The organism is Maritimibacter sp. (assembly GCF_016774595.1).
Classification (GTDB): Bacteria; Pseudomonadota; Alphaproteobacteria; order Rhodobacterales; family Rhodobacteraceae; genus Maritimibacter; species Maritimibacter alkaliphilus.
Map to the genome: position 1 here is coordinate 1,016,926 of NZ_JACBWT010000002.1, position 23,177 is coordinate 1,040,102.

A 23,177-nucleotide genomic window follows, 5' to 3' on the forward strand; every position below is an offset into this window, starting at 1 on the left:
GGGCGACAATGACATACGACTTCGATTTCACAGACTGGGCACCGGGATCGGTGCTGACCAATTTCATGCTGTCCAGCAGCCCCGCGAACATCTGGGACAAGACCGGCAAGGGGGCCGTTTTCGGAACCGGGTTCGTGGACAGCAACGGGACGACGGTGACGACCGGGCAGGCAGAGATGCACCCGGCAGGGCATCGCCCGTCGATGCAGGGCCAATATGCCGAAGCGAACCGGTTCGCCTTCGTCTACACCGCGCCACGCCACGTGACCTTGAGCCGGCTCGCGTTTCGCTGCGTGGATGCGGGGGGCAACGCGAACCTGTCGGTGAACGGTCGGTTTCTGTCCGTCAGCGACATGCATCAGGTCGACGGCGTCGATTTCGACGGCGCGCTGGCTTCCGTGGCCGTGGACAGTTCTGTGCCGGGCGATCCGGTGCTGACCGTAACCTTGACCGGTGTGATCTATCCGAAAAATTTCTTCGGCCATGTGGTGTTCGGCGGGGCCGAACTTCTCGTGGACCGGGTCACCTGCGACGAGGCGTGAGGGCCGGGCTGGCACCCGATGCGGGGCTCACAGCGGGTCGATGCCGAGGTAAAGCACAACGTCCTGAAAATCGTCGTCGCTCGACCCGAGCCGCATCTGATCTTCGAAGCCGATCCGGATCGCGCCCCGTCCATCGGACGAAATGCCGGAGACGACATGGTGCGCGCCATCTGGGTTCAGCGTCGGGTCGTGGCTGAAGAACACCCGAAGGCCGTCGAGCGCGGCACCGTTACTGGCAAGATGGAAGCCGCCCGACCCATCTGGCTGGAACGAGAAGGCGTCGGCATCGAACACGCTGGCCTCGATGTGGCGCGCGCCGTCCTTGACGAGGAAGAACCCGATGTCGTTCTCGGGCGTGCTGACGGACAGGGCAATCGGCCCGGTGGCCGTCCAGGCATCGCGGGCCAGAATTGCGACATGGCCGAGGTTGCCAGACGGATCGATTTCGTAGATGCCCACGCTGTTGCGGGCCGAGGACAGCGCCCCCGCCTCGAACGTGACCGTCATGCCGCCGATATTGTGCCCGGAAAAGAACGCCGGGGCCGTCACGCCGTTGATGTCGTCAGGGTCCACCCTCGCGCCCTCAGACAGGTCGGGAAGGTGCGCCTCGAAGGTGATCGTGGTGCCGTCAGCGCCGCGTGAAACAAGAAAATCGCCGTCCGAAAGCGGGGGAAGCGCGATGCGCCCTTCGGGTGTCCCGTCCCTATCGACGTCGATAATGAGGGTGCCGTCGATATCCACCGACACGTTCGCACGGGTGAACGCGCGGTCGGTGATGAGGATGGCGTCGTCCGCGCCGAAGCCGGGGATCGTGTCGCCGAGCAACGTGTCCAGCGTGCCCGCGATCAGGTTGCGCCCCGGCAGGAGAGTCAGGCTCTCGGCCTCGCTGGCGGTCGCGACCCGGTTGGCCGGCCCGTCCCCCGCCACCACGTCGAGCACGAGATCGGCGATACCGCCCGTCGCTATCCCGAGCGAGGTATGGGCGACCGAAACCGTCAGCGCGCCCTGAGCCACCGACATGGCCTGTTCCGGCGGCAGGTAGACCCGACCTTCCGTCTCGCCATGGGCGATGTGGATGCGGGCGAACAGGCCGTCGAACGCAGGGGCGGCGGCCCCGGAGAAGGCGAGGTCGACGAATTGCGGCCCCACGGAGGGCGCGTCCGTCGTCAGCACGATTTCGAGGAGCGTGTCGCCGGTCTCATAAACCCCGGGCGCCGGGCTGCTCAACGTGCCGCCCACGGCGCGGGAACGATCCACCGTCACGTCGAGCAGGAAAATCCCCGCCTCGCCGAAGTCGGATCGGGCGAACTGGCGGTCCCGGTCGTAGACCTCCAACCGCACCTGATCCGTGGTCGTGGCGCTGCCGGACGTGTGGACATAGGCGACCCGTTCGGCGGCGAGATCGGCAAGGCTGAAGACGCTTCCCTGATCCAGAAGCGTGGTGCCGAGGGCGATGAACCCGATCTCGGGCCGGTTCGCCACGAGCAGGAACACATCCTCGGGCGCGCTGTCGCTGTCGGTCACGGGTATGTCGCCGACGCTCAGAATGATGCCCGTGTTCGCCAGCACGCCGACCGCGGCGGACCCGGCCCCCAGCACGGGTGCCGTGACATGGCCGGTGACGGTCGGGGTCAGCGTGTCCGGGGCAGGGCGCGGCGCGGGGTTCGTGCCCACCGGGTCGAAGTCGGTTTCGGTCTCGGTCGTGCCATGGACCGGTGACGAGGCGATGCGATGCTCGTGAACGACGACGTCTAGCAGCGATATGTCGAGGGGGATCGCGCCTGCGCTGTCCGAGACGACGAGGTCGACGTCGCGCAGCGTGCTGACGACTTCGCCGCGCGCGCCGGACACGCCGAAGTTGGGGTCGAAGTAACTCGTGACATTGCGTACCGTGCTTGCGGTTTCGGCGACATCCACCGCGCCCAGTGCCGAAAAGTCGAAATCGACCGCACCGCGCGACAGAAAGCGATGCACCCCATCCTCGCCCATGCCTTCGAACACGAAGGACTCGATGCTCGCGAATTCGAGGGTGCCGATGATGCCGCCGCCCGTGTCGAGATAGTCGATCCGGCCGTCGGTCAGGGTGTCGAACACCACGTTCAGGCCTGTCGGAACGACCCGAACGCCGCTGTCCAGCTCGTCCGCGAAAAGATAGTCGCGCAGGCCGGACCGCACATCGCCGGGGGCGATGAAATCCGGTGACGTGCGGAAGAGGCCGCTCAGATCGACGCGCAGCGTATCGGTGTCTGCGCCGCCTTCGACGCGCCCCGTGACCATACCACCCCGATTGGCGATCACCGTGTCCGATGTGAAGTTCTGCGGGTCTAGATACCTGTTGGTGGCGATATGGATGATGTCGTCAGCGTTGCCCGCGTCGAGCGTCAGGTTGCCCGCGAGCTTGGTCAGCACATCCGCGCCGGCCCCGCCGTCGACCGTATCGTCACCAGCGCCCGCGGCCACGATGTCGTCGCCGTCCCCCCCTTGGAACGTGTCGTCGCTTTGGGCGATGAAGTCGAAGCCCGAGGCGGTGTCATGGGCGCGGAAGTAGTGGTCTATGATGATGTCTGCGCCGTCGCCGCCCTCGGCCCAGACGCTCGCGCGTTGCCGTCCGAGGTCCACGTCGCTCAATTCGATGCGGATCACGTCATGCCCGGTGCCGCCCGCGACTTCGGTCAGGGCCGAGGCCGCCACGGCGGCGGCATAGTCGGGCTGGAAAATGTCGAGCCAGATCGCCTCGCTCACCGTGATCCGGTCGTCGTCCGCGCCCCCGTCCAGACGCGAGAAGGCCTGACCGATCAGCTCGTCGTCGCCGTCACCTCCAAAGGCCTCGCCGGTGAATTGCGTGAGTTTGAGGATGTCGTTGCCGGTTTCGCCGAAGATCGACACGCCGCGCTGGGCGGGCGGCAGAAAGTCGAAGAAATCACCGACGACTTCGAGCCAGTCGTTCCCGATGCCGCCAGAGATCGTCTTGCCCGAAACCCCGTTGTCGGCCATGCGCACGGTCGCGGAATCGTCGCCGTCGCCCGCGAGCAGTCCCCAGCCGATTGCGGTGAGCCCGTTGGTGCCGCGCGCCACGATGTCGTCACCATCACCGAGGACTAGCATCATCGCCCCGCCGCCCTGCATCCGGTCGTCGTCCGCGCCCAGATCGACGAGGCCGACACCGCTGATCGGGTCGAAGGGCGTGGATGAGATGGGCGCACCCACGTCCTCCACCCGGTCTGACCCCGCCCCGGTGCGCAACGTTGTGACGGTGCCGCCGCCTGACAGCGCGGTGAACACGCGGTCGTTGTCCTCGCCCGTGTCCACGATGGCGCCCGCGCTATGGAACACCACCTCGATCGTGTCGTCGCCCGTGCCGCCGGTCACGGTCCCGATCGCCTCGATGTAGTCGTTGCCGGGTCCGCCGTCCTGCACGACGGTCGCGACCGCCGGTGCTTCGCGCAGAATGTCGTCGCCTTGGCCGCCGCGCATGGTGATCGTGTCGCCGGCCGTGAAGCCCGAGAAATCGCCGCCGAGCACCCGAATCTCGTCATTTCCGGGGGTGCCTTCCGCATCCGGGTCGGCCAGCGTGACGAGCACGGGCGACCCCTCCGGCACCGGCACCTCCCGGATCAGTGTCAGCTGGTAGGGCAGGTCGAACGGGCCGGTCGTCAGGGTGACCTCACGGCTCTGGCTGTCGAGCTTGATGACGTCGAGGAAGTTCAGTCCACCGTCCGGCACCTGCTCGGCCCAGAGCGCCTCGGAGACGAAGTTCGAGATGACGGCGTCGGGCGAGAACACCTCGCCGGGGTTACTGAGCGAGACCGTCTTGATCTGGAACTTCGCCTGCCCGGCGGTCGCGCTTAGCGACATGACCGGGGCCAGCCTGAGATCGCTGGTGAAAGTCCCCGTCATGCTAAATTGCACGGTCGGGCGTTCGCCGGGTTCCAGCGCGTCGAGTTCGGCATCGGTGAATGTCATCGGGTCCGACAGGGTCGCGATCCGCGTCACGTCACCGACCGTCACCTGATACTCGATCTCGCCCGGTTCGAACCGGATATCCTGCAACAGCTCCAGCCCGAGGTTGAAGGTGGAATCGAAGACGACCACCTCGGCATTCGGGGCCAGCGGCAGGGCGTCGTAGGCGTCCTTGAGTTTGTCGCGAAGTCGCGCGGGTATGGCGAGGTGCTTGAGCGTCGTGTCGAAGACGTCGACCTCCAGCACGTCGATGAACCCGAATAGCTCCACGTATTTCGCCAGCGCCTCGCCCCCGATACCGCCGGTCGGCACGGTGGCGGCGACGAAGGCGCCAAGGGTCTGCGCGAGGGCGTCGAGGTCGAATTGCGCGTCGATCAGCGGGCCGGATTTGACCGTCAGGTCGATGATGGGTGCGCCGCCCGACGTCCCGGCACTCTCGCCCGGTGCATAGGCTACATCGACCGGCGTCGCGTTGAGCGGGTTCAGAATAATGTCGATCAGCCCATCGACCGCCACGATCTGCGTGTTGCTGGCCATGTCGGGCAGGTAATCGGCGGTGTCGAACAGCGTCAGCCGCCATTCCTCGCCGGTCGCATCGGCAAGGCTGACCGAGCCGGAGCCGATGTCGTAGCTTTCGCCGGTTTCGAACCACGGCAGATGGGCCTTTACGTTCGAATAGTCGACCTGACCGTCGAGGTAGAGTTCGGCCTTGAGATCCGAGGTGAACACTTCGCCCGTGAACTGTGCCGCCGCGGTGTTGCTGCCGAAGGCGAAGGTGACATCGGCGTCGTTCAGCCGTTCATGGTCACCGAGGTAGAAGAGGTTGAGGTCGTAACTCACCGCGCCCGTGTTCAGGGCTGAGGCCGGGGTATAGACGACGCCGGTATCGAAGCTGGCCGTGGCGGACCCGCTGACGAGGCCGGACCCTTCGGGAATGTCGAACAGATCGAAGCTCGGGTCGATGAGGTCGGCCAGTCCCAAACTGTATTCCGCCTCGGACAGGGCCGCGAACAGGTTGCCGCCCCCCAGGCTCGAAAATGAAATGTCGAATGTATCGAAAGCCCGCAGGCTCGTTAAATCTGACAATAGGCCCCCCGGCTCGAATGCTCCGTTCCAATAGCCTGAAACAATCCGGTAACTATGGCCCGATAACCGGGTTCGATCAAGGAAGCGGTCGCCGGAACGCCTGACGGTTTGCCGGGGGTTAGAGAACGGTCATCACACCCCGTGGTCCGGATGTGCGCGCTCTGCGTTGATGCGCGTGCCGCCCGTCCCGTGGGCGATTGCCTGCGCGGGCATCACTTGCGCGCCGGCCACGCGGGTGACGGCACGCGCCCCGGCGAGCGCGACGTTTTCCCCGTTGACCGAAACCGGAACATACCTAAAACCGATCCTGCAATGATATTTCAAGCCAACACCGCCGACGTTCCGGCCAGCATCGAAGTTGACCTTTGTATCGTCGGAGCGGGCGCGGCGGGCCTGACCCTAGCGGACGAGCTTGCCGGGACCGGCCTGAAGATAGCAATTCTCGAAACGGGGGATATAGGCCGCGACAAGGACGCGCAGGTCTTTTCGGATACGGAAAGCGTCGAGAAAGCCGTGCCGCGCAACGCGCGGATACGGCAGTTTGGCGGATCGACGACCGCTTGGTCCGGCAAATGGCTTCCGTTGATGCCCGAAGACCTGAAAGGTGCCGCGTGGATCGAGCGGAGCGGGTGGCCGATCACGCCGGAGGAGTTGGCCCCCTATTACGAGCGTGCCTCGCGCCGTCACAAGGGTCCGGCGCCCGAGGACTTCGCGCAGTGGACCGCCCCCACCGAAGGCGACGCGGGCGCGCGGCGTCTGAAGCCCGCTTCGGTCTATTGGCTTGGGAAGAACCAGCTCGATTTCGGCCAGACCGTCGGCAAGGTCGCCGCGAACAGCGAAACCATTGCGGTCTATCTGAACTGCACGGCGACGGAGATCGTTCTGACCGACGATCATTCGGGTGTCGCCGCGCTCAAGGCCCGGACTCTGCGCGGCAAGACCGCGTTTCAGGTGATTGCGCGCGACTATGTTCTGGCATCGGGCGGTATCGAGAACGCAAGGCTTCTGCTGGCGTCCAAGAGCCAGATCGAAGGCGGGGTCGGGAATGCCCACGACAACGTGGGACGCTTCTACATGGATCACCCCAGCGGGAATGTCGCGAAAGTCGTTCTGGCCCCTGGCAAGACCTTTCCCGACGATCTCGGCATGGCGATCCCGTCGAATGGCCGCGACCGGATGGACGTCGGCTCCTACATGGCGCGGCGCATTCGCGAGAAGGGGCGGCTCGTGAATGCCTATTTCGTCTGGCGACCGGCGCTCGACGTGGTGCCGACCGACGATATCCGAAAGCTGTTTTCAACGCTCGTGCTGATCCGGCATCGTCCGACACGGGTGAAACTCTATCGCGAGCTTTTGCGCGATGTCTTCAAGGTGCCAAAGGGCCTTGCGGTGCGGTATCTCTGGTTCCTCCTGACGAAGAAAGCGGGGCTCAGGGGGCCGGACCGGACCTTTCAGATCAATTATCACATCGAAATGGCACCGGATCCCGAAAACCGGGTCACATTGTCGGACAACCCCGATCCGCTCGGGCATCCGCTTGCGAAAGTCCGGTGGAAGGCGTCTGAGGCCGAGTTGCACTCGGTCCTCGAACTTCACGACGAGCTTCAGGCCCTGCTTGCGGAGACCGGCGCGGGAACGCTCATCTGGACGGCGGGGCAAAGGCCCGAAGCCGCGGACCTGCCCTATTCCAGTGCATCGCATCACATGGGCACGACGCGGATGGGCGCGCGGCCAGAAACCTCGGTTGTCGATCCGGATTGCCGCGTGCATGGTATTTCGAACCTGCATATCGCCGGGTCTTCGGTGTTTCCGACCGGCGGCTTCGGCAACCCGACATTCACAATCGTGGCCCTGTCCATTCGTTTGGCGGACCGCCTCAAGGAAAAGCTGTTATGACACCGAAAATCGCTATCGTGGGCGCAGGCACGCGCGTCAGGTCGACGGTTCTTCCCGCCATCCTCGCGCTGGGCGACACGGTCGAGTTGGCCGGCATCCATTCCCGTAAGCCACGCGCCGTGCCCCTGCCGGACGGCAGCGAGGTGCAGACGATCACGTCGCTGGAGGCGAAACACTTCGACGGCGTCGATATCGTCATCGTCGCCGTCAAACCGGCTGCGATCCGAAAGGTGCTCGACGCGCTGAACGCGGTGCCGGGGAAAAAGACCATGTCCGTCGTCATGGACACGCCGCCCCTGCGGTTGTCCGACCTCATCAAGTCGCGCATGTTTCGGGGCTTCAAATCGGTCATTGTCGGGGAAGACTGGATCAAGCTGTCGCCGATCCTCGCCATCCGCGATCTTGTCGCCAGCGGCGCGATCGGTGACCCGAAACGGATCACGCTCGATCGGATGAGCTATCGGTACCATGGCCTTGCGACCTTGCGGGCGCTTGCGGGGTCGCGCTGGTTTCGCTCCATGAAAGCGACCACGAAGAACGGCAAGGCCACCTATGACATCGTGACCGGCAATGGGGTGCGCTGCGTCACGATCATGCCGCGCGACTACGACAACGGGGTCATCTCGGTCAGCGGCACGACGGGCTGGGTTTCCAACGACCCCGGCTTCGACGGCGAAGGCACCGGCCACGTCCTTGGCTTTCCGCAAGACCCGTCGGGCTGGCATCAGCCGACCACGCTCGACGGAACGCCCCTGCCGTCCGATCCGGTCGAGGACCATATGGCATCCCTGCCGCTGGCGTATCTCGAGGATCCGTCCATGATAAACCGGCTCAAGATCCGGGGGTATGCTCGGCTGATCGAAGACCTGATCGCCGGCGAGGTGGAGTACGACATCACCGATGGCCTTTACGATTTCGTCGCCACGACGGTCGTCGAGCGCCTGAAGCGGTTCCGCGATTTCGGTGCGGGCGGCGGTCAGACCAGCCTTCTGCGCGCCGTGCTCGCCCGGCGTGGATAGGGGCCTTTGGTCGCGACCGGAACGCGCCTGCACCCGAACATCGCAAATGTCCTGCCTATGGTTTCAACGGCCGGGCCAGCCCCTGTGCCCTGACAGTCCAACGTCTGATTTCGTCATTTAACGATCCCGTGCTAACCTGAACCTGCCGTGCGTTTTCACGGTTCGGGTCGGGACTCGAGGGGGATTATTGTATGACGTCCGTTCTTCGGCATTTGCCATTCGTCGTCGCGGCGTGGGCCTTTACGCTTTCGACACCGCTAATTGCACAGAACAAACCCAGCGATTTCCCCGGGTTGAGCGACGCAAGGGCCGCGATCAAACAGTATCTGCCGACCCGGCAAATGTTCTGGATTCTGTTCGACGCGGGGCAGGGCAATACGCCCTATGTGGCCTATTGCAAGGACTACGTGGGTGCGAAATCCGAGATGCAGGGGCGTGTCGTCGCGGCGCGCAACAACTCGCGCGCGCTGTCGTTCTTCACGTCGATCACCTCCCGGCAAGCGCAACTCCTGCCGCCCGACATGCTCGACATGGCGCTTGAGAACGACATCATCGACTGCGTGGGGTTCGGTGGCGATCCGGCCCCCGGCGCGGCGACCGGCCAGGCGAGCGCGGCGATCTACGACGAAAGCGAAATCCGCCGTGTCGCGCAGTCGCTCGGCGCGCCACTGGACGACGAGACGTTCTATCAGCGTCCCGGCGTGATGGACTGGTATCTCTATCGGGTGTCGAACGGCGATGTGCTTGAGACCCAGCAGTTGCTCCGCTCTTTCCGGATCGAGGGCCAGCGCCGAAACCAGCCCGTCTTCGATCATTTCGCTGGGTTCCTTGCCGTGCGCGCCTATGAGCGCGTGGCCGATCCCACGATCCTCGCGCAGGCGGGCGAGGGGCGTGCCGCACGGGGGGAGTGCCGCGATATGGTCGAGTTCTGCAAGGGCATCCAGATGGAACTCAGGCGCATGGGCCTTTACACCGGGGCCATCGACGGGATCATCGGCAGCGGCACGCAGGCTGCTATCCGCCGCATCGCCGCGACGCGCCCCGCCGCGAACCCGGCGGATCTGATCGATATGAACGACATGATCGGACCGCCCGGCGGCACGCCGCCCGCAGCCACGCCGACGCCCGCACCCGCCCCGACCCCTGCGCCTGCCGCGACCGATACGTCTGGCGCCGACGACCTGCTGGGGGCAGGTAGCCTCGATGATTTCTAGGTCGGTCATCCGGGCGGCGTTTGCCTGCGTCATCTTCGCGGTGTCCCTGTGCGCAAGCCTGCCCGCGACCGCGCAGACCCGTTTCGCGAGCGTGCTGGAGGGCGTGGGCCGACCGAACGCGGTCAAGATCAGCTATCCGGTCGATCCTTGCGGCGACCTTTATGCAGCGCTGTCGTCGCGGCTTGCCGAGACCGAGCTTCGGTTCGACGGCGGCGTTCTGGATACCGAGCCGTTCTTCCTGCATTTCTGCAACGAGAAGAAGGACGAATGGGTGGGCCAGATCACCGACGCCGTCACAGGCCCCATCACCGACGTCCAGACCCAGATCAACGCGACCGTCGACCGTCAGGTTGCCGAACTGACCGGCGGGTTCTGGAAATTCGTGGCGGAACAGCTCTACGCGATCCTCCCGCCCGAGGCGCAGGCGAAATACGCGCCGGGGTCGCCCGAGATGGACGCGATGGCGGTCGAGTGGCTGAACGACGCCCCGGCGGAAGCGCAGGCCTATGCGTTGGCCTATTTCACGACCGGAGAAGACCGGGCATGGCTGTTGTCGGCATGGAAAACCTATGTCGACCTGACGAACGGCCAGTCCGCCGAAATCATCGCGGGGCTGCGCGGTCTGGCGGATACAGCGCAGACCCGCGTGAACCAACTTCTTCGCGCCGGGCAGGAACTGGACGCCTCGCCTCCTGACACGCCCACCGCGGATGCGTTGGAAAAGGTCGGGCTGTCCGGCGAATGGATGGACAGGTTCAAGGCGAACGAGGGCCAATTGCGCGCGATCAACGAGACCTATCAACTCGGTCAAGCGGCGGCGGTCATCTATTCCGCCGTGGGCACGAACGAGCCGGTCAGTCAGGTTCAGGGCTTTCTCGGCCTCATGCGGATCGGGGGCGAAGTGGCCGGCACCGTTGGCGGACCGCTGACGCAGTTCATGGGCGACATCGTCATCGCCTATGTTGATGCGGCCGAGCAACTGCTGGCCGCCACGCTGGCGCTCGAACAGAAGATCAACCAGCGCAACGGTTTCTGCCTTGGGGTCGGCGTGCCGTCGCGTGACCCCAAGGCGCAGTATTTCAACGACAAGGGCCTGCTCGCCTGCCCGATGAAATACGGCACATGGCCGTTCAAGCACATCTACGTCACGCAGGGCGCGCAAGACGCCACCTACTATTTCTACAACGGCACGACGTTCCTCGAAGGCACGAATGGCACGGGGCGCGCAGGCGTTCTCGCGGCGATGGACCTGATCGACGCCGGTGCCGAGCTTGGCTATCCCATCGTGCGCGACCCGGACGGTCACGTGAACCTGATCGGGTCGGTCTACAACACCTCGCCGCCGGGCGGTCCGCTGGCGCTGATGCAGGAAGCGCGCGATATCGTCGACGAGATCGAAGGCGGTATGGCTGCCCTGCGCACCCTCGTCGCACCCGGCGACCGCTGTTCGCTCGACCAGATCGTCGGTGCCGCTGCCGCGGCGGTGGGTGAGACGCCCGAGGCGCTGGTCCGCCCCCTCGCGGTCGGAGGCGACAGGCTGGCCAAGGTCATCGCCGCCTCCTTCGTCGCGTTCGAGGGCGGCTTCGGCCCCGGTGTGCGACGCGGCGGCGACGCGATGGAGACGTATCTGGACCTCGCCGACAAGATCGGCGGTCTGTCGGTCGTGATCCTCGAGGGCCGGGTGCGTGACGAAAACGGGCGGCCGGTGCCCGGCGCGATCCTCGACGTGTCGGTCGCGAATGGCGAAGAAGTGCGCGGATGCGAGGCGTGGCAGGCGAATGCCGCGGGCCGCTTCACCATCACCGCCTTGTCCGCCGGGTCTTTCCCGGTCGTGTCGGCCTCTGCCGAAACAGCGTCGGGGCGCGGGCCGACCGAACGGTTCCGGCGCGGCTATGTCCGGCGCAACGCGCTTTTCTACGAGCGTCGGGACGGCGGCACGACCGCGCGCACGGACATCGTGCTGACGGTGCCGGTGCCGCAAGCCGAGACCCCCGAGACGGGGGCCACGCCGCCGGAGCCCGCACCACCCCCCGTGACCACCGGAGAGCCGGAGCAACCCGAACCGGACACCCCGGACCCCGAGGTTCTGGCCGCCTGCCTCGCCCTCGAACGCGGCATCCTTGAAACCGAGGCTCAGCTTCTGTCCGGCAACACGCCCGCCTTCAACCGTGTCGCCCAACGCCTCGATCCCCATGCCGGGGCGACGGGGCAGGGCGCGTTGTGCGACCCGCCGCTTGCCGACCGTCTCGCCGATCTGCGCAATCGCGTCGCGCAGGCGGAACGCGTGGCCGACGCGGCGCGGGCGGCCTTGGCCTCCTGCGATCAGGCGGCCCTGTCGCGTGCGGCGGCCGAGATCGCGGGGCTTTCCGGGGTGCGGCTGACCGCCCTGTCCGATCAGGTCCGGCAAGCGTCATCGCTCATCGCGACCTTTGAGACGGCGCGTGGCGACTACCGGGCTAACCGGCTGGGGCCCGCACGGGCCGGGCTCACCCGTGTCCTCGACCAGTCGCGCGGCGCCACGCCGCCCCTGTGCCCGGCCTACGCGGATCGCGCCGAACAGGGATTGGAGCAGATCGCCACGCTGGAGGCGTTCTCGGCGCAGGTCACAGATGCGATCACCGTCTGCGACACCGCGCTCATGGATCGGCTGGCGGCGGCGAGCGCGGGGCGGGACCATCCGCTGTTTCAGGTCGAAATCGACAGGATCGCCGCAGGCAAGACGCGCTGCGCGCAAGCGCGTGCACGGGAAGAGGCGGATCGGGTCGCGGCGCAGCAGGCGGCCTGTAACGGCTTCCTCGCCCGCTTGAACAGCGCCCGGGCCGACTACCGCGACAACAAACTGGTCCCGGCCCAGACCGCGCTGGCCGAGCTCAAGACCGACCTCTTGGTCCGGGGGCGGCATTGCGACGGGCTTCTCGACCGGGTCGATCTGGGCCTGTCCAACATCGCGAAATTGAGGGGTCTGGAACGCGACCTGACATCGGCGGTCGCCGGGTGCGACATGGCGCGACTGGATGAGATCGAGGCGACAGCGCGGTTCGAAGGGCACCTCTGGTTCAAGACCGCGCTGGGCCGGATCGCAGCGGCGAAGCAGGACTGTGCGACCCCTGCGGCACCGCCCACTGTTTCGGACCCTTGTGCCGAGTTGTCGCGGATGGAGGGCTACGTGACCACGGCTGTGGATCGGTCGAACTGGTCCGAAGCGCGTAGCCTTTTGGACGAGGCTTCGGTGCTGGCCAACATGGACGAGGCGCTGACCTACTGCCCCGAACAGCGCGGCCGCGTGCAAGGGGCGGTCGCGGCGGTCGCGACCATCGAAAGCGCGCTGGCCGAGGTCGACCGCGCGGTCGGCACCTGTTCCGGCGATCTTGCGGCGCTTGCCGCGCGGCTCGACGAGATCGCGTTCAACGTCGCCGCCCTCGACCGGGCGCGCACGCGAGTGGCACAGGCACAGCGCGACTGCGCGCAGGCCGAGGAACAGTCGGTCACCCGAACCCCGCCGCCCACGACCAGCCGCCCGACGTCGGGCGACAGCGACGACCTCGACGGGCGCTGGCGCGGCTCCGGCCAGATCCTCATCACCGGGGACGGAAAGACCTTTCCGTGGCCGGTCAACGTCGATGTCACGGTGCGGAATGGCGTGGCGACGGGCAACCTGTTGTTCGAGAGCGACCAAATGCCGATCACGGGCCGGGTTTCGCGCGACGTGCTCGAGCTTCAGGGCACCATCACGAAAGACGGTGTCACGGTGTCGGTGGATTACGACGCACGGGCGCGCGGTGGCACGCTCGAGGCGCAGGGGTCGGTCCGGATGCCGGACATGGTCTGCGCCATGTCGGGGATCGGCGCGGCCATCGGCGGTGCGATCGCGGGGGCCACGTCGCTCGGCATGATCGAAGAGGACGAGCCGGAAGAACCCGATTGTCCGACCGCGACCTATACCTCGGACTGGACCGCGCGGCGCTGACCGCCCCTTGGGGCTCAGTCGTCCTGCGACGACGGGCTGATCGACACGCGGTCGGCCAGCCGGTTGTGCAGCTTTTCGAGCACCCGAAAGAACGCTTCCAGATCGTCCTCGGCGATGCCTTCGACGATTTCGTCGTTGAGCGGCATCGACAGTTCGCGGATCGAAGCGATCATGGCATGGCCCTTGGAGGTCAGCGTGATCGCGTTCATGCGCCGGTCGCCGGGCACCCGTTCCCGTTCGAGACAGCCCTGTTTTTCGAGCGACTTGACCAGCTTGGCGACCGCCGATTTCTTCATGGCGAGGTTCTCGGCCAGATCGTTCTGCGAAATGCCGGGGTTCACCCAGATCAGGCTGAGGATGCCGATGGAACCGGATTCAAGCTGGAGCGGCCCCCGGATCGACGCGCCGAACGACCGCAGCATGGAATGCAGGTTGCGCGTCATGAACGGCAGGTCCCGTGCCAGCGGCCCCAGAATGACTCGGGTTCTGGCTGATTTCTGGTTATCGCTCACTTCGCGTCCTCCACGTTCCAGCAACGTCTCCAATCTGCCGGGCGATTGCAAGCGATTGACGCAGCGAGACAGTTCATTTAGTGAACGATATTGTGAGGGAGGACACCGTGCGAACAGGCGTTTTCGGCTTCGGCGCGCCATATGGCGTATTCGCGTCCATCGGTCTGGTGCCGGTCGATGTCACCCTTCATCGCACGCAAAGCCCCACAGCCGCCGACCGTTACATCGAACCGTTCATGGACCCGTTCGCGGCCTCGGTCCTGCGTGGCATGGTGGCCGGGGAATTCGACGATCTCGACGCGATCATCTTTCTGCGCGAAAGCCCCGGCGCGATGATCGCCTGCCAATATGCGTTCGAGCTTGCCCGCCGGGGGGTGATGCCCGCCCATGCCCCGACCCCCATCATGCTCAACATCCTGCCTGCGGATCACGCGGCGGCGGATCGCTTCAACCGGGCCGAACTCGACCGGCTGACCGAGACGCTCGGCCGCCTCGGATGGGTCGCGGAGCGGGGGGCCGAGGGTCACGCGGGCGCGTTCGATTTCCTCGTGCAGGCCCAGTCCGCGGGGGAGGTCTCTGGCGAAAACGCGTTCGACACAAGGGCCGGGGTCGCGGCGGGTAGGATGGCGAAGGCAGCGCCTTACGCGGCCCAAGGGCCGAGGTTCGCCCTGTTGGGCGCCCCCCTCGGAAATGGCGTTCTGCACGCGGCGCTCGACGCGCTGGGCACGCTCGCCATTGACCAGCAGGCCCTCGATCAGGCTCACGCAGCGCGGGGCACGGGCCTGCCCGACGCGCTTCGGGCACAGGCCGCGAACCCGTTCGCGGCGCGGCAGCCGAAGCCGCTCTACCTTCCCGCCGTCGCCGAGCTCCTGAGCGAGCATCGGATCGACCGCGTGGTCTGGCAGGTCGACGCGCATGACGATCTCTGGGGGTGGCTGATGCCGCAGGTGCGCGCGCTCTGCGCCGATCTGGGCGTCGGCTTCACCGATCTGGGGTTTCTGCCGCGCTGGCCGGAGCCCAGTGCCATCGTGATCGGAGCGGGCGTCTGATGGCCTATGAACCGCTCGCCATTTCCGCCGAGGCGATGGGATACCAGCGCGATTGGACCCGGTCCCTGCGGTCGCGGATCGAGAACGGGGCCAAGTTCGCCTTCGTCAACGCCGACACGCCGCATGAGATTTTTCACGCGATGGACATGCCGGTGGTCGTGAACCAATGGTGGTCGTCCGTGATCGCGGCCAAGCAACTGTCCACCTACACGCTTGATCGCGGCGCCGCGATGGGGTTTCACGACAGCCTTGCGAAATACTCGGCCATGGGCGTGATTTCCGCGCTGGACGGCGACCCGGACAAGCAGCCGTGGGGCGGATTGCCCGATCCTGCGATCCTGTGTGCCCGGCAGTCCTCGGACGACCAGCAGCGACTGTTCCAGATGTATGCGGACAAGGCCGGGGCGCGTCTGGCGCTTCTGCATTCACCCGCAGCGGCGGAGAACCTGAACGACTGGTGGGTGCGGGCCCGTGACGATTGGGAGGCGCTTTACGGCACCGCACGGCTCGACCTGATGCAGGCGCAGATCACCGACCTGATCGCGGACGTCGAAGAGATCACCGGGCGCCGGTTCGACCACGAAGGCTTCGGGGCCTACATGGAGCAGATCGAGAAGCAGGAGCTGATCTTCGAAGAGGCGAGCCGGATGATCGCGGCGGCCGAGCGGATGCCGGTCAGGATCGGCGAGCAGATCCCGAACGTGATGATCCCGCAGTGGCACCGCGGCTCGGACTGGGCCGTGGGCCATGCCGAACGCTTCCGCGATGCGGTGGGCGAGCGGATCGCGGCGGGGCGCGCGGTGGTCGACGACGAACGTGTGCGCATGATGTGGATCGGCGCGGGGCTGTGGTTCGACACCAAGTTCTACACCGCCTTCGAAGAAGAGTTCGGCGCGGTCTTTGCGTGGTCGATGTATTTGCCCTTTGCAGCCGACGGGTATGTGCGGCGGTCCAAGGGCGACTATCTGCGCGCACTCGCCGCGCGGGTGGTGACGATGAACGAGCAGTTGCATCAGGCACCCTGGGCAAATGCGTGGCTGGTGAAACAGGCGCGCGACTACCGGATCGACCTTGCCGTGGTTCTGGTGCCCGAAGCCGACCGTCCGTCGGGTTATGCCACCAACTTCATCACCGAGGACTTGCGGGAAGCCGGGGTCGAAGTCGTCGAAATCCACGCCGACATGGTGGATGCGCGCAAATGGAACGGCGCGCGCGCCAAGGCGGATGTGATCGACGGCATCCGCCGTGTGAGGGGTGCGACATAATGGCATTGACAGGCCGATAATAGTTCACAAAGATACATAAATAGGGAGGACGCGTTTTGACACGTGCGCTTGAGGGCTACACCGTCGTCGATTTCAGCCACGTCGTGGCCGGTCCCCTTGCGACTCATTTCCTCGCCCTGAACGGTGCCCGCGTCATCAAGATCGAAACGCCCACTGGCGACCTCCTGCGCAATTACTCCCCCAATCGGGAAGAGTGGGGCATGGCGCCCGCGTTTCGCGGCATCAACATCGGCAAGGAAAGCGTGTCGCTCGACCTGAAGTCCGCCGATGGGCTGGCGGCCGCGCAGCGGCTGGTCGCCGAAGCCGACATCGTGGTCGAGAATTTCCGGCCCGGTGTGATGGAGCGGCTCGGGCTGGGATACGAGGCGGCCAAGGCGCTGAACCCGGGCGTGATCTATTGCTCGGTCTCGGGCTTCGGCCAGACCGGCGAGATGCGCGATGTGGCCGCGATCGACCAGATCGTTCAAAGCCTGTCGGGGCTCATGAAGCTGTCGGGGAACGAGGGCGATCCCGCGATGCGGATCGGCTTTCCCATCGTCGACACGTATTCCGGCCTGCTCGCGGCCTTCGCGATCCAGACCGCGATCATCCAGAAGGAACGCGGGCTGGTCGAAAGTCAGAACGTGGATGTAGCGATGCTGGACGCGACGCTGGTCATGCTGTCCTCGGTGGTCAATCCGCTTCTCATGGCCGGGCAGCAGCACGTGCGCACCGGCAACCGGGGGTTCAGCCGGTCGCCGACCGCCGACACCTTCGCCTGCAAGACGGGCGAGATCACGGTGGGCGCGGTCGAGGATCACCACATCGCCAAGATGCTGGACGTTCTGGGCGTGGCGCACGTGCTGGACGATCCGCGCTTCGCGACCCGGATCGACCGGCTGCGGAACGCGGACGCGATGCGCGTTCACCTCGCCGCCGCGTTCGAGACCCGCGACGCGGCCGAATGGGAGGACGCATTTCGTGCGGCGGGTCTGTCGGCGGCGCGGGTGATGGATATCGCGGAAACTGTGGCGATGCCGCATCTGGCGGAGCGTGACCTGTTCCTCGACATCGCGGGCGACCGGGTGCTGAACGCGGGCTTCCGGCTTGCGACCGGCGGGCCGGGAACTGATCAGGGGGCTCCCGAACTGGGCGCCCAGAACGAGATAACAGCAGAGACGGCGGTCTGAACCGCTCACATTCAACGACCTTCAGGGAGGAGAACATGAAGGACTTCATCAAGACCACGGTGCTTGGCGCCCTGCTTGCGACCGCAGGCAGCGCGGCTTTTGCCGAAACCGAGCTTCGGCTGTCGGTGGAAACCCCGCCGGGCCACGTTCGCAACCTTGCAGCCGAACGTTGGGCCGAGGCGATTTCCGAAGCCTCGGGCGGCGAAATGACCGTCGAGGTGTTCCCGGCGGCACAGCTTTACAAGTCGGCGGACGCGATCCGGGCGCTCGCCTCGGGCGCGCTGGATATGTCGATCCAGGCCAACGTGACCATGAGCCAGTTCGAGCCAAACCTGTCGTTCTCGATCCTGCCGCTCTTCTTCGGACGCACGGCGGAGGAGGCCAACGCGATCCTGAACGGACCGATTGCCGACGAAATGGGCGAGATGCTGTCGAAGAAGGGCATCAACGTGCCGGGGGCGGCCTTCCTGTTCGCGCCTCAGCACACGGCGTTCACCACCGAAACCGCCGTGGACAGCTATGACGATCTGGCGGGCCTGAAACTCGCCACCCCGCCGTCGCCGGTCGTGGTTGCGGTGCTCAAGGAAATGGGCGGCTCGCCGCAGGCCGCGCGCCGCTCCGAGATCCCGCTGCTTCTGAGCCAGGGCCAGATCGACGGCATGGGCGGCGTGACGGAGCTGACCATCATCGGCGGCAAGCTGTGGGAATCCGGTATCAAGAACGTCTTCGCGGACAATGCGGGTTGGGGCTTTTACATGCCGGTCGTGTCGCAAGCGACGATGGACAAGTTGTCCGAAGACCAGCAGGCCATCATCCGCGACACCTGGGCCGAAGTGGGTCAGTGGGCAGCGGCCCATGCCGCCGAAGAAATGGCGTCGGCGCGCGAGACGCTGGCGGCGAACGGCGTGACCGTGGTCGATGCGGACCCCGAGATGGTGGCCGAAAAGCGGACCGCGCTGATCGAGCTTCAGGACAAGATCGTGGCCGACGGCGGCATGGATGCCGACTTCATCGGGCGCGTGACCGAGGCGCTCGACGGCTCGATGTGACAAGGCTTTCGCGCCGCTTCGGACATGGGGGCGGCGCGACCGTAATTCCGACAGGTATCGAATGATCCCCCGAATTCTCAACCTGTGGTCTCGGGTCGAGACCGTTCTGATCGGCGCTCTGCTCATCATCGCGCTCGCGGTGTTCCTTGGCGGCGGTCTCCTACGGATCGTCGCCCCCGCCTATGCGGTGGACTGGGCCACCGAGGTGTCGATCTACTTCATCATCTGGGCCACCGTGCTGGCAGGCGCCGCCATCGTGCAGGAGGATCGTCACCTGCACACCGAAGTGTTCATCGCCGCCCTCAGCCCCCGACTGCGGCGGGTGCTTGGCTGGGCGATGTCGATCCTGTCGATCGGCTTCATAGCGATCATGCTGATCTACGGCTGGCAGGCTTACGAATTCGCCAACCTTCTCGATGAACGCTCCGGGTCGTCCCTGCGCGCGCCGCAGGGGTTCGCTGTGTTCCTGCCGTTGCCTTTGGGCATGGCGCTGATCCTCATACGCTGCGCGCTCATGCTGATGAACGGCCAGCGCCCGTTCGGCCATCTGTCGAACGCGCCGGACCGGGGGGAATAACCGATGGACGCCTTTTTCGGCCTCGGGGGTATGCTCCTCCTCATGGCGCTCGGCGCGCCGATCTTCGTGGCACTCGGCGCGACCGCGATGATCATGATCGCGATCGAAGGGCGGCCCCTGATGGATGCCGCCGCCCATACGGTCTCCGGCCTCAACTCGCCCACCTTCGTGGCGGTGCCGTTCTTCGTGCTCGCGGCCACCTTCATGCAGAAGGGTGGGATCGCGCGGATCATCATCGACGCGGCGGAAACATGGGTCGGCCATTTCAAGGGCGGGCTGGGGCTGGTCGCGGTGATCGCGACCACGCTGTTCGCCGCCATTTCCGGCTCCTCCGTCGTGACCGCGATGGCGATGGGCACCTTCCTGATCCCGGCCATGGTCGCGCGCAACTACGACCGACCCTTCGCGCTGGGCCTCGTCGGCGCGTCGGGCACGATGGGAATCCTGATCCCGCCGTCGCTGTCGATGATCCTTTATGGCCTGATCGCCGAGGAAAGCGTGCCGCGCCTGTTCATCGCGGGCGTCGTGCCGGGCCTGATTCAGGCGATGCTGCTTGCCGCTTGGGTCATGTTCTATTCCCGGCGCAAGGGCTATGCCTCCGGCGTGCGCGCGACGCGGGAGGAGTTCATCCGCAAGAACCTGAAGGCGATCCCCGCCGTCGCGATCCCGCTCTTCGTCTTCGTGGGCATCTATTCCGGCTACACCACCGTGACCGAAAGCGCGGGCGTCGCGGCCGTGGCCAGTATGCTGGTCGCCGTGTTCGTCTACCGCGAAGTGTCGCTCAAGGACGTGTTCGCGATGACCGCCGAGGGGATGAAAGCCGCCTCGGCCGTGTCGTTCATCGTCATGTTCGCGTTGCTCTTCGCCCACTGGATCACTGGCTCGGGCGTGCCGACGAAACTGGTCGAATTCGCCATCGGGCAGGACCTGAAGCCTTGGCAATTCCTGCTCGCGCTCAACATCGTGATGCTCGTGCTCGGCATGTTCCTCGACGCCATCGCGGTCATGCTGATCGTGACGCCGATCATCCTGCCGGTGCTGGGGCCTTTGGGCATCGACCCGGTGCACTTCGGCATCGTGCTGATCGTCAACATGGAGATCGCGTTCCTCACCCCGCCGATCGGCCTGAACCTCTTCGTTCTGTCGTCGATCTCGAAGGCGCCGATGTCGGAGGCCATACGCGGCATGATCCCGTTCGTCCTGATCATGGCGTGCTTCCTCATCCTTATCACCTATGTTCCGGAGATCACCCTATGGCTGCCGAACAGATTGATGAACTGAGGTCCGTCTGGGACCCGCATGACCCGGAGACCATCGAGACCTATCCGGCGGTCTGGCGTGCGCTGCGCGAAAGCCACCCGGTCGCGTGGAGCGACAACTGGGGCGGGTTCTTCACCGTGATGCGCTACGACGACATTCTGACGGTCGAGAAAGACCCCGAGACGTTCACCGCGACCAAGCTGTCCATCGTGCCGGCGTCGCCGAAGCTCGGCCTGCCGCGCCTGCCGTTGCAGAAAGACCCGCCCGAAAGCGAGCGGTATCGCAAGGCGATGAACCCGTCTTTCAAGGCCAACAAGATCAAGACCTTCGAGCCGCAGTTGCGCGACCTCGTCGAACGACTGGTCGCGGATGCGAAGGAGGCAGACGCAGCGCAGGTCAACTTCCCCGAACAGATCGGGGAACCGATGAGTCAGGGCTCGCTTGGCCTGATCGTCGGCTTCGACACCGAGGAGTCGCTTGAGATCGGGCGGCTGTCGGCGACCTATGTTCACGCGATCCAGAACCGCGACATGGGCACCGCCGCCCGCATGTCCAAAGGCGTCGATGCCTTCGCCATCAAACTGGCCCAAAGCCGGATGGAGGAGCCGCGCGACCCGGAGGAGGACATGGTCTCTTCGATCATGGCCTATCCCGGCAAGGGCGAGCCGTTTTCCGAGACCGAGCTTGCGGGCATGGTGCGGCTGCTTTTGGTCGGCGGGCACATCGCGTCGCGCTGCCTGATGAATTCGCTGGCGTGGCACCTGGCCACCAACCCTGAGCACGCACAGCTTCTGCGCGACGAGCCCGAGGTGAAAGCGACCTTCCGCGATGAAATCCTGCGGTTCTATCCGGCGAACCAGAGCCTTGCCCGCGTGGCGACGAAGGACACGGTGCTGAACGGCACGTTCATTCCCAAGGGCACGCCCGTCGCGATGAACTATGCTTCGGCCAACCGCGACCCGCGCGCCTTCGACGACCCCGAAACCTTCGACCCGCGCCGCAGCCCGAACCGGCACATCACCTTCGGCTACGGCACGCATATGTGCATGGGGCAGGCGATGGCGAAATTGCAAGTGGACGCGATGACCGACGTCCTGATCGCGCAGCCCGGATTGAAGGTCGTGGGAACGCCGACATGGGGCCGCTGGACCGAATTCGGCATCAACACCCTGACGCTCGACATGCGAGGTGACGCATGACCCACAAGGTGGATTTCAAGGTTCCCGAATCCGAGGATTTCGACAGCCCGCACGCGCTGTTCGCCGAGTTGCGCAGCCATTGCCCGGTCGCGTGGTCCGACGACATGGGCGGGTTCTGGGCGGTGACCAAGCACGCCGACGCGAAAGCGGTGCTGGAGAACTGGCAGATGTTCACCACGACGGTGCAGAACGTGGTGCCGCGTGTGGCGACGACACAGCGCCGCCCGCCGCTTCACCTCGACCCGCCCGCGAATACGCCCTACCGCAATGCGATCCAGCGGTTTCTGACACCGGCCCGCCTGTCCGAGTGGGAGCCGCGGCTCGAAACCATGGTCGCGCGCTTCCTCGACCCGTGGATCGCGGCGGGTGGGGGCGATATCTGCAAGGACTTCTCGTTCCTTCTGCCCATCGCGCTGCTGGCCGAGTTCTTCAACCTGTCGCCGGACAAGGCCGAACTGATCCGCGAGGTCGGGGCCGAATTCAACATGGCGCTCCAACGGCAGGACTTCGACCTGCTGCGCCAGAAGTCGGACGAGCTTTACGACATCGCCGCCGACCTGATCGCGGACCGCCACGCCAACCCGCGCGACCCCGACCAAGACCCGACCGCGAGCCTGCTTGCGGTGCGTGTCGATGGCGAACCGCTGGCCGACGACTTGATCCTCGGCGCGCTCCGGCAATTCCTGCTGGTCGGGATCATCGCGCCCACGACCTTCATCGGCTCCATGGCGGTGCATCTGGCACGTCATCCCGAACACCACGCCGAGCTGTCCGAAAATCCCGATCTGGTGCCGGAGGCGCTGGAGGAACTTCTGCGCCTTTACACGCCTTATCGCGGCTTCGCCCGCACGGCGCGGGAGGATACCGAGATCTCGGGCTGCCCCATCGCCAAGGGTGACCCGGTGGCAATCGTGTTCACCTCGGCCAACCGGGACGAGGAGGTGTTCCCCGAGGCCGATACCTACCGGCTCGACCGCGAAGCGCGCGACCTTCTGACCTTCGGTCGCGGTCCGCACATGTGCCCCGGCGCCCCGCTGGCCCGCGTGCTTTTGCGCGAAACGCTGCGGCAGTTGACGCAGAAGACCCTGCGCCTCGAACAGCGCGGCGGGATCGAAATGACCAATTGGCCGGAATACGGCCCCCTCAGCGTAGCGTTCGATGTGGTTGTGTAGGGGAGGACGAGCGAGCCGTTCGTGTCAGGCGCTTGGCCCGCGCGGAGCGGCCCGGACCCCGCAAGACGGGACTGCAATTGCCGCTGGCTGGCTAAACGGTAAGGCTTCGCCGAACGCGCTCCATTCCGCCCAAACGTCGGACGGTATGCCGATGAATTGGACAATCCCGCCGTTCATTACCCAAAAGGTTAATCGCAAAGTTATTGCGGGATCAGATACG

The 23,177-nt window shown here is 65.6% G+C and carries 15 protein-coding genes; 13 read left to right on the forward strand and 2 right to left on the reverse strand.

The genetic code is table 11. The features are described from left to right. Positions 1 to 8: 8 nt before the first annotated feature. A complete protein-coding gene (locus HOY44_RS16160; RefSeq protein WP_287436060.1) occupies positions 9 to 542 on the forward strand; it encodes a hypothetical protein in 534 nt (177 codons plus the stop codon). Between the two features lie 27 nt (positions 543 to 569). On the opposite strand, the gene HOY44_RS16165 is transcribed toward HOY44_RS16160, so the two are convergent. Continuing rightward, complete coding sequence (locus HOY44_RS16165) at positions 570 to 5,588, reverse strand: cadherin-like domain-containing protein (protein ID WP_287436062.1); 5,019 nt, start codon at positions 5,586 to 5,588, stop codon at positions 570 to 572. Between the two features lie 312 nt (positions 5,589 to 5,900). On the opposite strand from HOY44_RS16165, the gene HOY44_RS16170 reads away from it, so the two are divergent. The 4 genes from HOY44_RS16170 to HOY44_RS16185 all read left to right on the forward strand — a co-directional run bounded on the left by HOY44_RS16170 (position 5,901) and on the right by HOY44_RS16185 (position 13,684). Then, positions 5,901 to 7,484 (forward strand): GMC oxidoreductase, encoded by a 1,584-nt coding sequence (locus HOY44_RS16170; RefSeq protein ID WP_287436064.1) that lies wholly within the window; start codon positions 5,901 to 5,903, stop codon positions 7,482 to 7,484. Continuing rightward, positions 7,481 to 8,503: a Gfo/Idh/MocA family oxidoreductase gene (locus tag HOY44_RS16175; protein ID WP_287436066.1), complete on the forward strand. Its 1,023-nt coding sequence runs from the start codon at positions 7,481 to 7,483 to the stop codon at positions 8,501 to 8,503. The genes HOY44_RS16170 and HOY44_RS16175 overlap by 4 nt, the downstream gene beginning before the upstream one ends. Positions 8,504 to 8,694: 191 nt before the next feature. Beyond that, positions 8,695 to 9,717 carry a peptidoglycan-binding domain-containing protein gene (locus HOY44_RS16180; protein WP_287436067.1) on the forward strand — a complete coding sequence of 341 codons (1,023 nt, stop codon included), beginning with the start codon at positions 8,695 to 8,697 and terminating at the stop codon, positions 9,715 to 9,717. Beyond that, positions 9,707 to 13,684 (forward strand): hypothetical protein, encoded by a 3,978-nt coding sequence (locus HOY44_RS16185; protein WP_287436070.1) that lies wholly within the window; start codon positions 9,707 to 9,709, stop codon positions 13,682 to 13,684. The genes HOY44_RS16180 and HOY44_RS16185 overlap by 11 nt, the downstream gene beginning before the upstream one ends. Before the next feature lie 14 nt (positions 13,685 to 13,698). Here HOY44_RS16185 and HOY44_RS16190 read toward each other — a convergent pair whose 3' ends face one another. Next, positions 13,699 to 14,196 (reverse strand): MarR family winged helix-turn-helix transcriptional regulator, encoded by a 498-nt coding sequence (locus HOY44_RS16190; protein WP_171042980.1) that lies wholly within the window; start codon positions 14,194 to 14,196, stop codon positions 13,699 to 13,701. A gap of 107 nt (positions 14,197 to 14,303) precedes the next feature. Here HOY44_RS16190 and HOY44_RS16195 point away from each other — a divergent pair, with 107 nt between their 5' ends. The 8 genes from HOY44_RS16195 (at position 14,304) to HOY44_RS16230 (ending at position 22,957) form a co-directional block, all read left to right on the forward strand. After that, positions 14,304 to 15,245, forward strand: a complete 942-nt coding sequence (locus HOY44_RS16195) for a hypothetical protein (RefSeq protein ID WP_287436073.1) — start codon at positions 14,304 to 14,306, stop codon at positions 15,243 to 15,245. Next, on the forward strand, positions 15,245 to 16,510 hold the full coding sequence (locus HOY44_RS16200) for a 2-hydroxyacyl-CoA dehydratase (protein ID WP_287436075.1): 1,266 nt from the start codon (positions 15,245 to 15,247) through the stop codon (positions 16,508 to 16,510). The genes HOY44_RS16195 and HOY44_RS16200 overlap by 1 nt, the downstream gene beginning before the upstream one ends. A gap of 56 nt (positions 16,511 to 16,566) precedes the next feature. Continuing rightward, positions 16,567 to 17,700, forward strand: coding sequence for a CaiB/BaiF CoA transferase family protein (locus tag HOY44_RS16205; protein WP_287436077.1), 1,134 nt, complete (start codon positions 16,567 to 16,569; stop codon positions 17,698 to 17,700). Between the two features lie 35 nt (positions 17,701 to 17,735). Then, positions 17,736 to 18,749: a TRAP transporter substrate-binding protein DctP gene (dctP, locus tag HOY44_RS16210; protein ID WP_008329960.1), complete on the forward strand. Its 1,014-nt coding sequence runs from the start codon at positions 17,736 to 17,738 to the stop codon at positions 18,747 to 18,749. A gap of 61 nt (positions 18,750 to 18,810) precedes the next feature. Beyond that, a complete protein-coding gene (locus tag HOY44_RS16215; RefSeq protein ID WP_287436080.1) occupies positions 18,811 to 19,326 on the forward strand; it encodes a TRAP transporter small permease in 516 nt (171 codons plus the stop codon). Positions 19,327 to 19,329: 3 nt separating this feature from the next. Further along, positions 19,330 to 20,607 (forward strand): TRAP transporter large permease, encoded by a 1,278-nt coding sequence (locus HOY44_RS16220; protein WP_287436082.1) that lies wholly within the window; start codon positions 19,330 to 19,332, stop codon positions 20,605 to 20,607. After that, on the forward strand, positions 20,580 to 21,785 hold the full coding sequence (locus tag HOY44_RS16225; RefSeq protein WP_287436084.1) for a cytochrome P450: 1,206 nt from the start codon (positions 20,580 to 20,582) through the stop codon (positions 21,783 to 21,785). Before HOY44_RS16220 ends, HOY44_RS16225 begins: the two co-directional genes overlap by 28 nt. Then, the gene (locus tag HOY44_RS16230) at positions 21,782 to 22,957 is read left to right on the forward strand and encodes a cytochrome P450 (RefSeq protein WP_287436086.1); all 1,176 of its coding nucleotides are present in this window, start codon (positions 21,782 to 21,784) and stop codon (positions 22,955 to 22,957) included. The genes HOY44_RS16225 and HOY44_RS16230 overlap by 4 nt, the downstream gene beginning before the upstream one ends. The last annotated feature ends 220 nt before the right edge of the window (positions 22,958 to 23,177 follow it).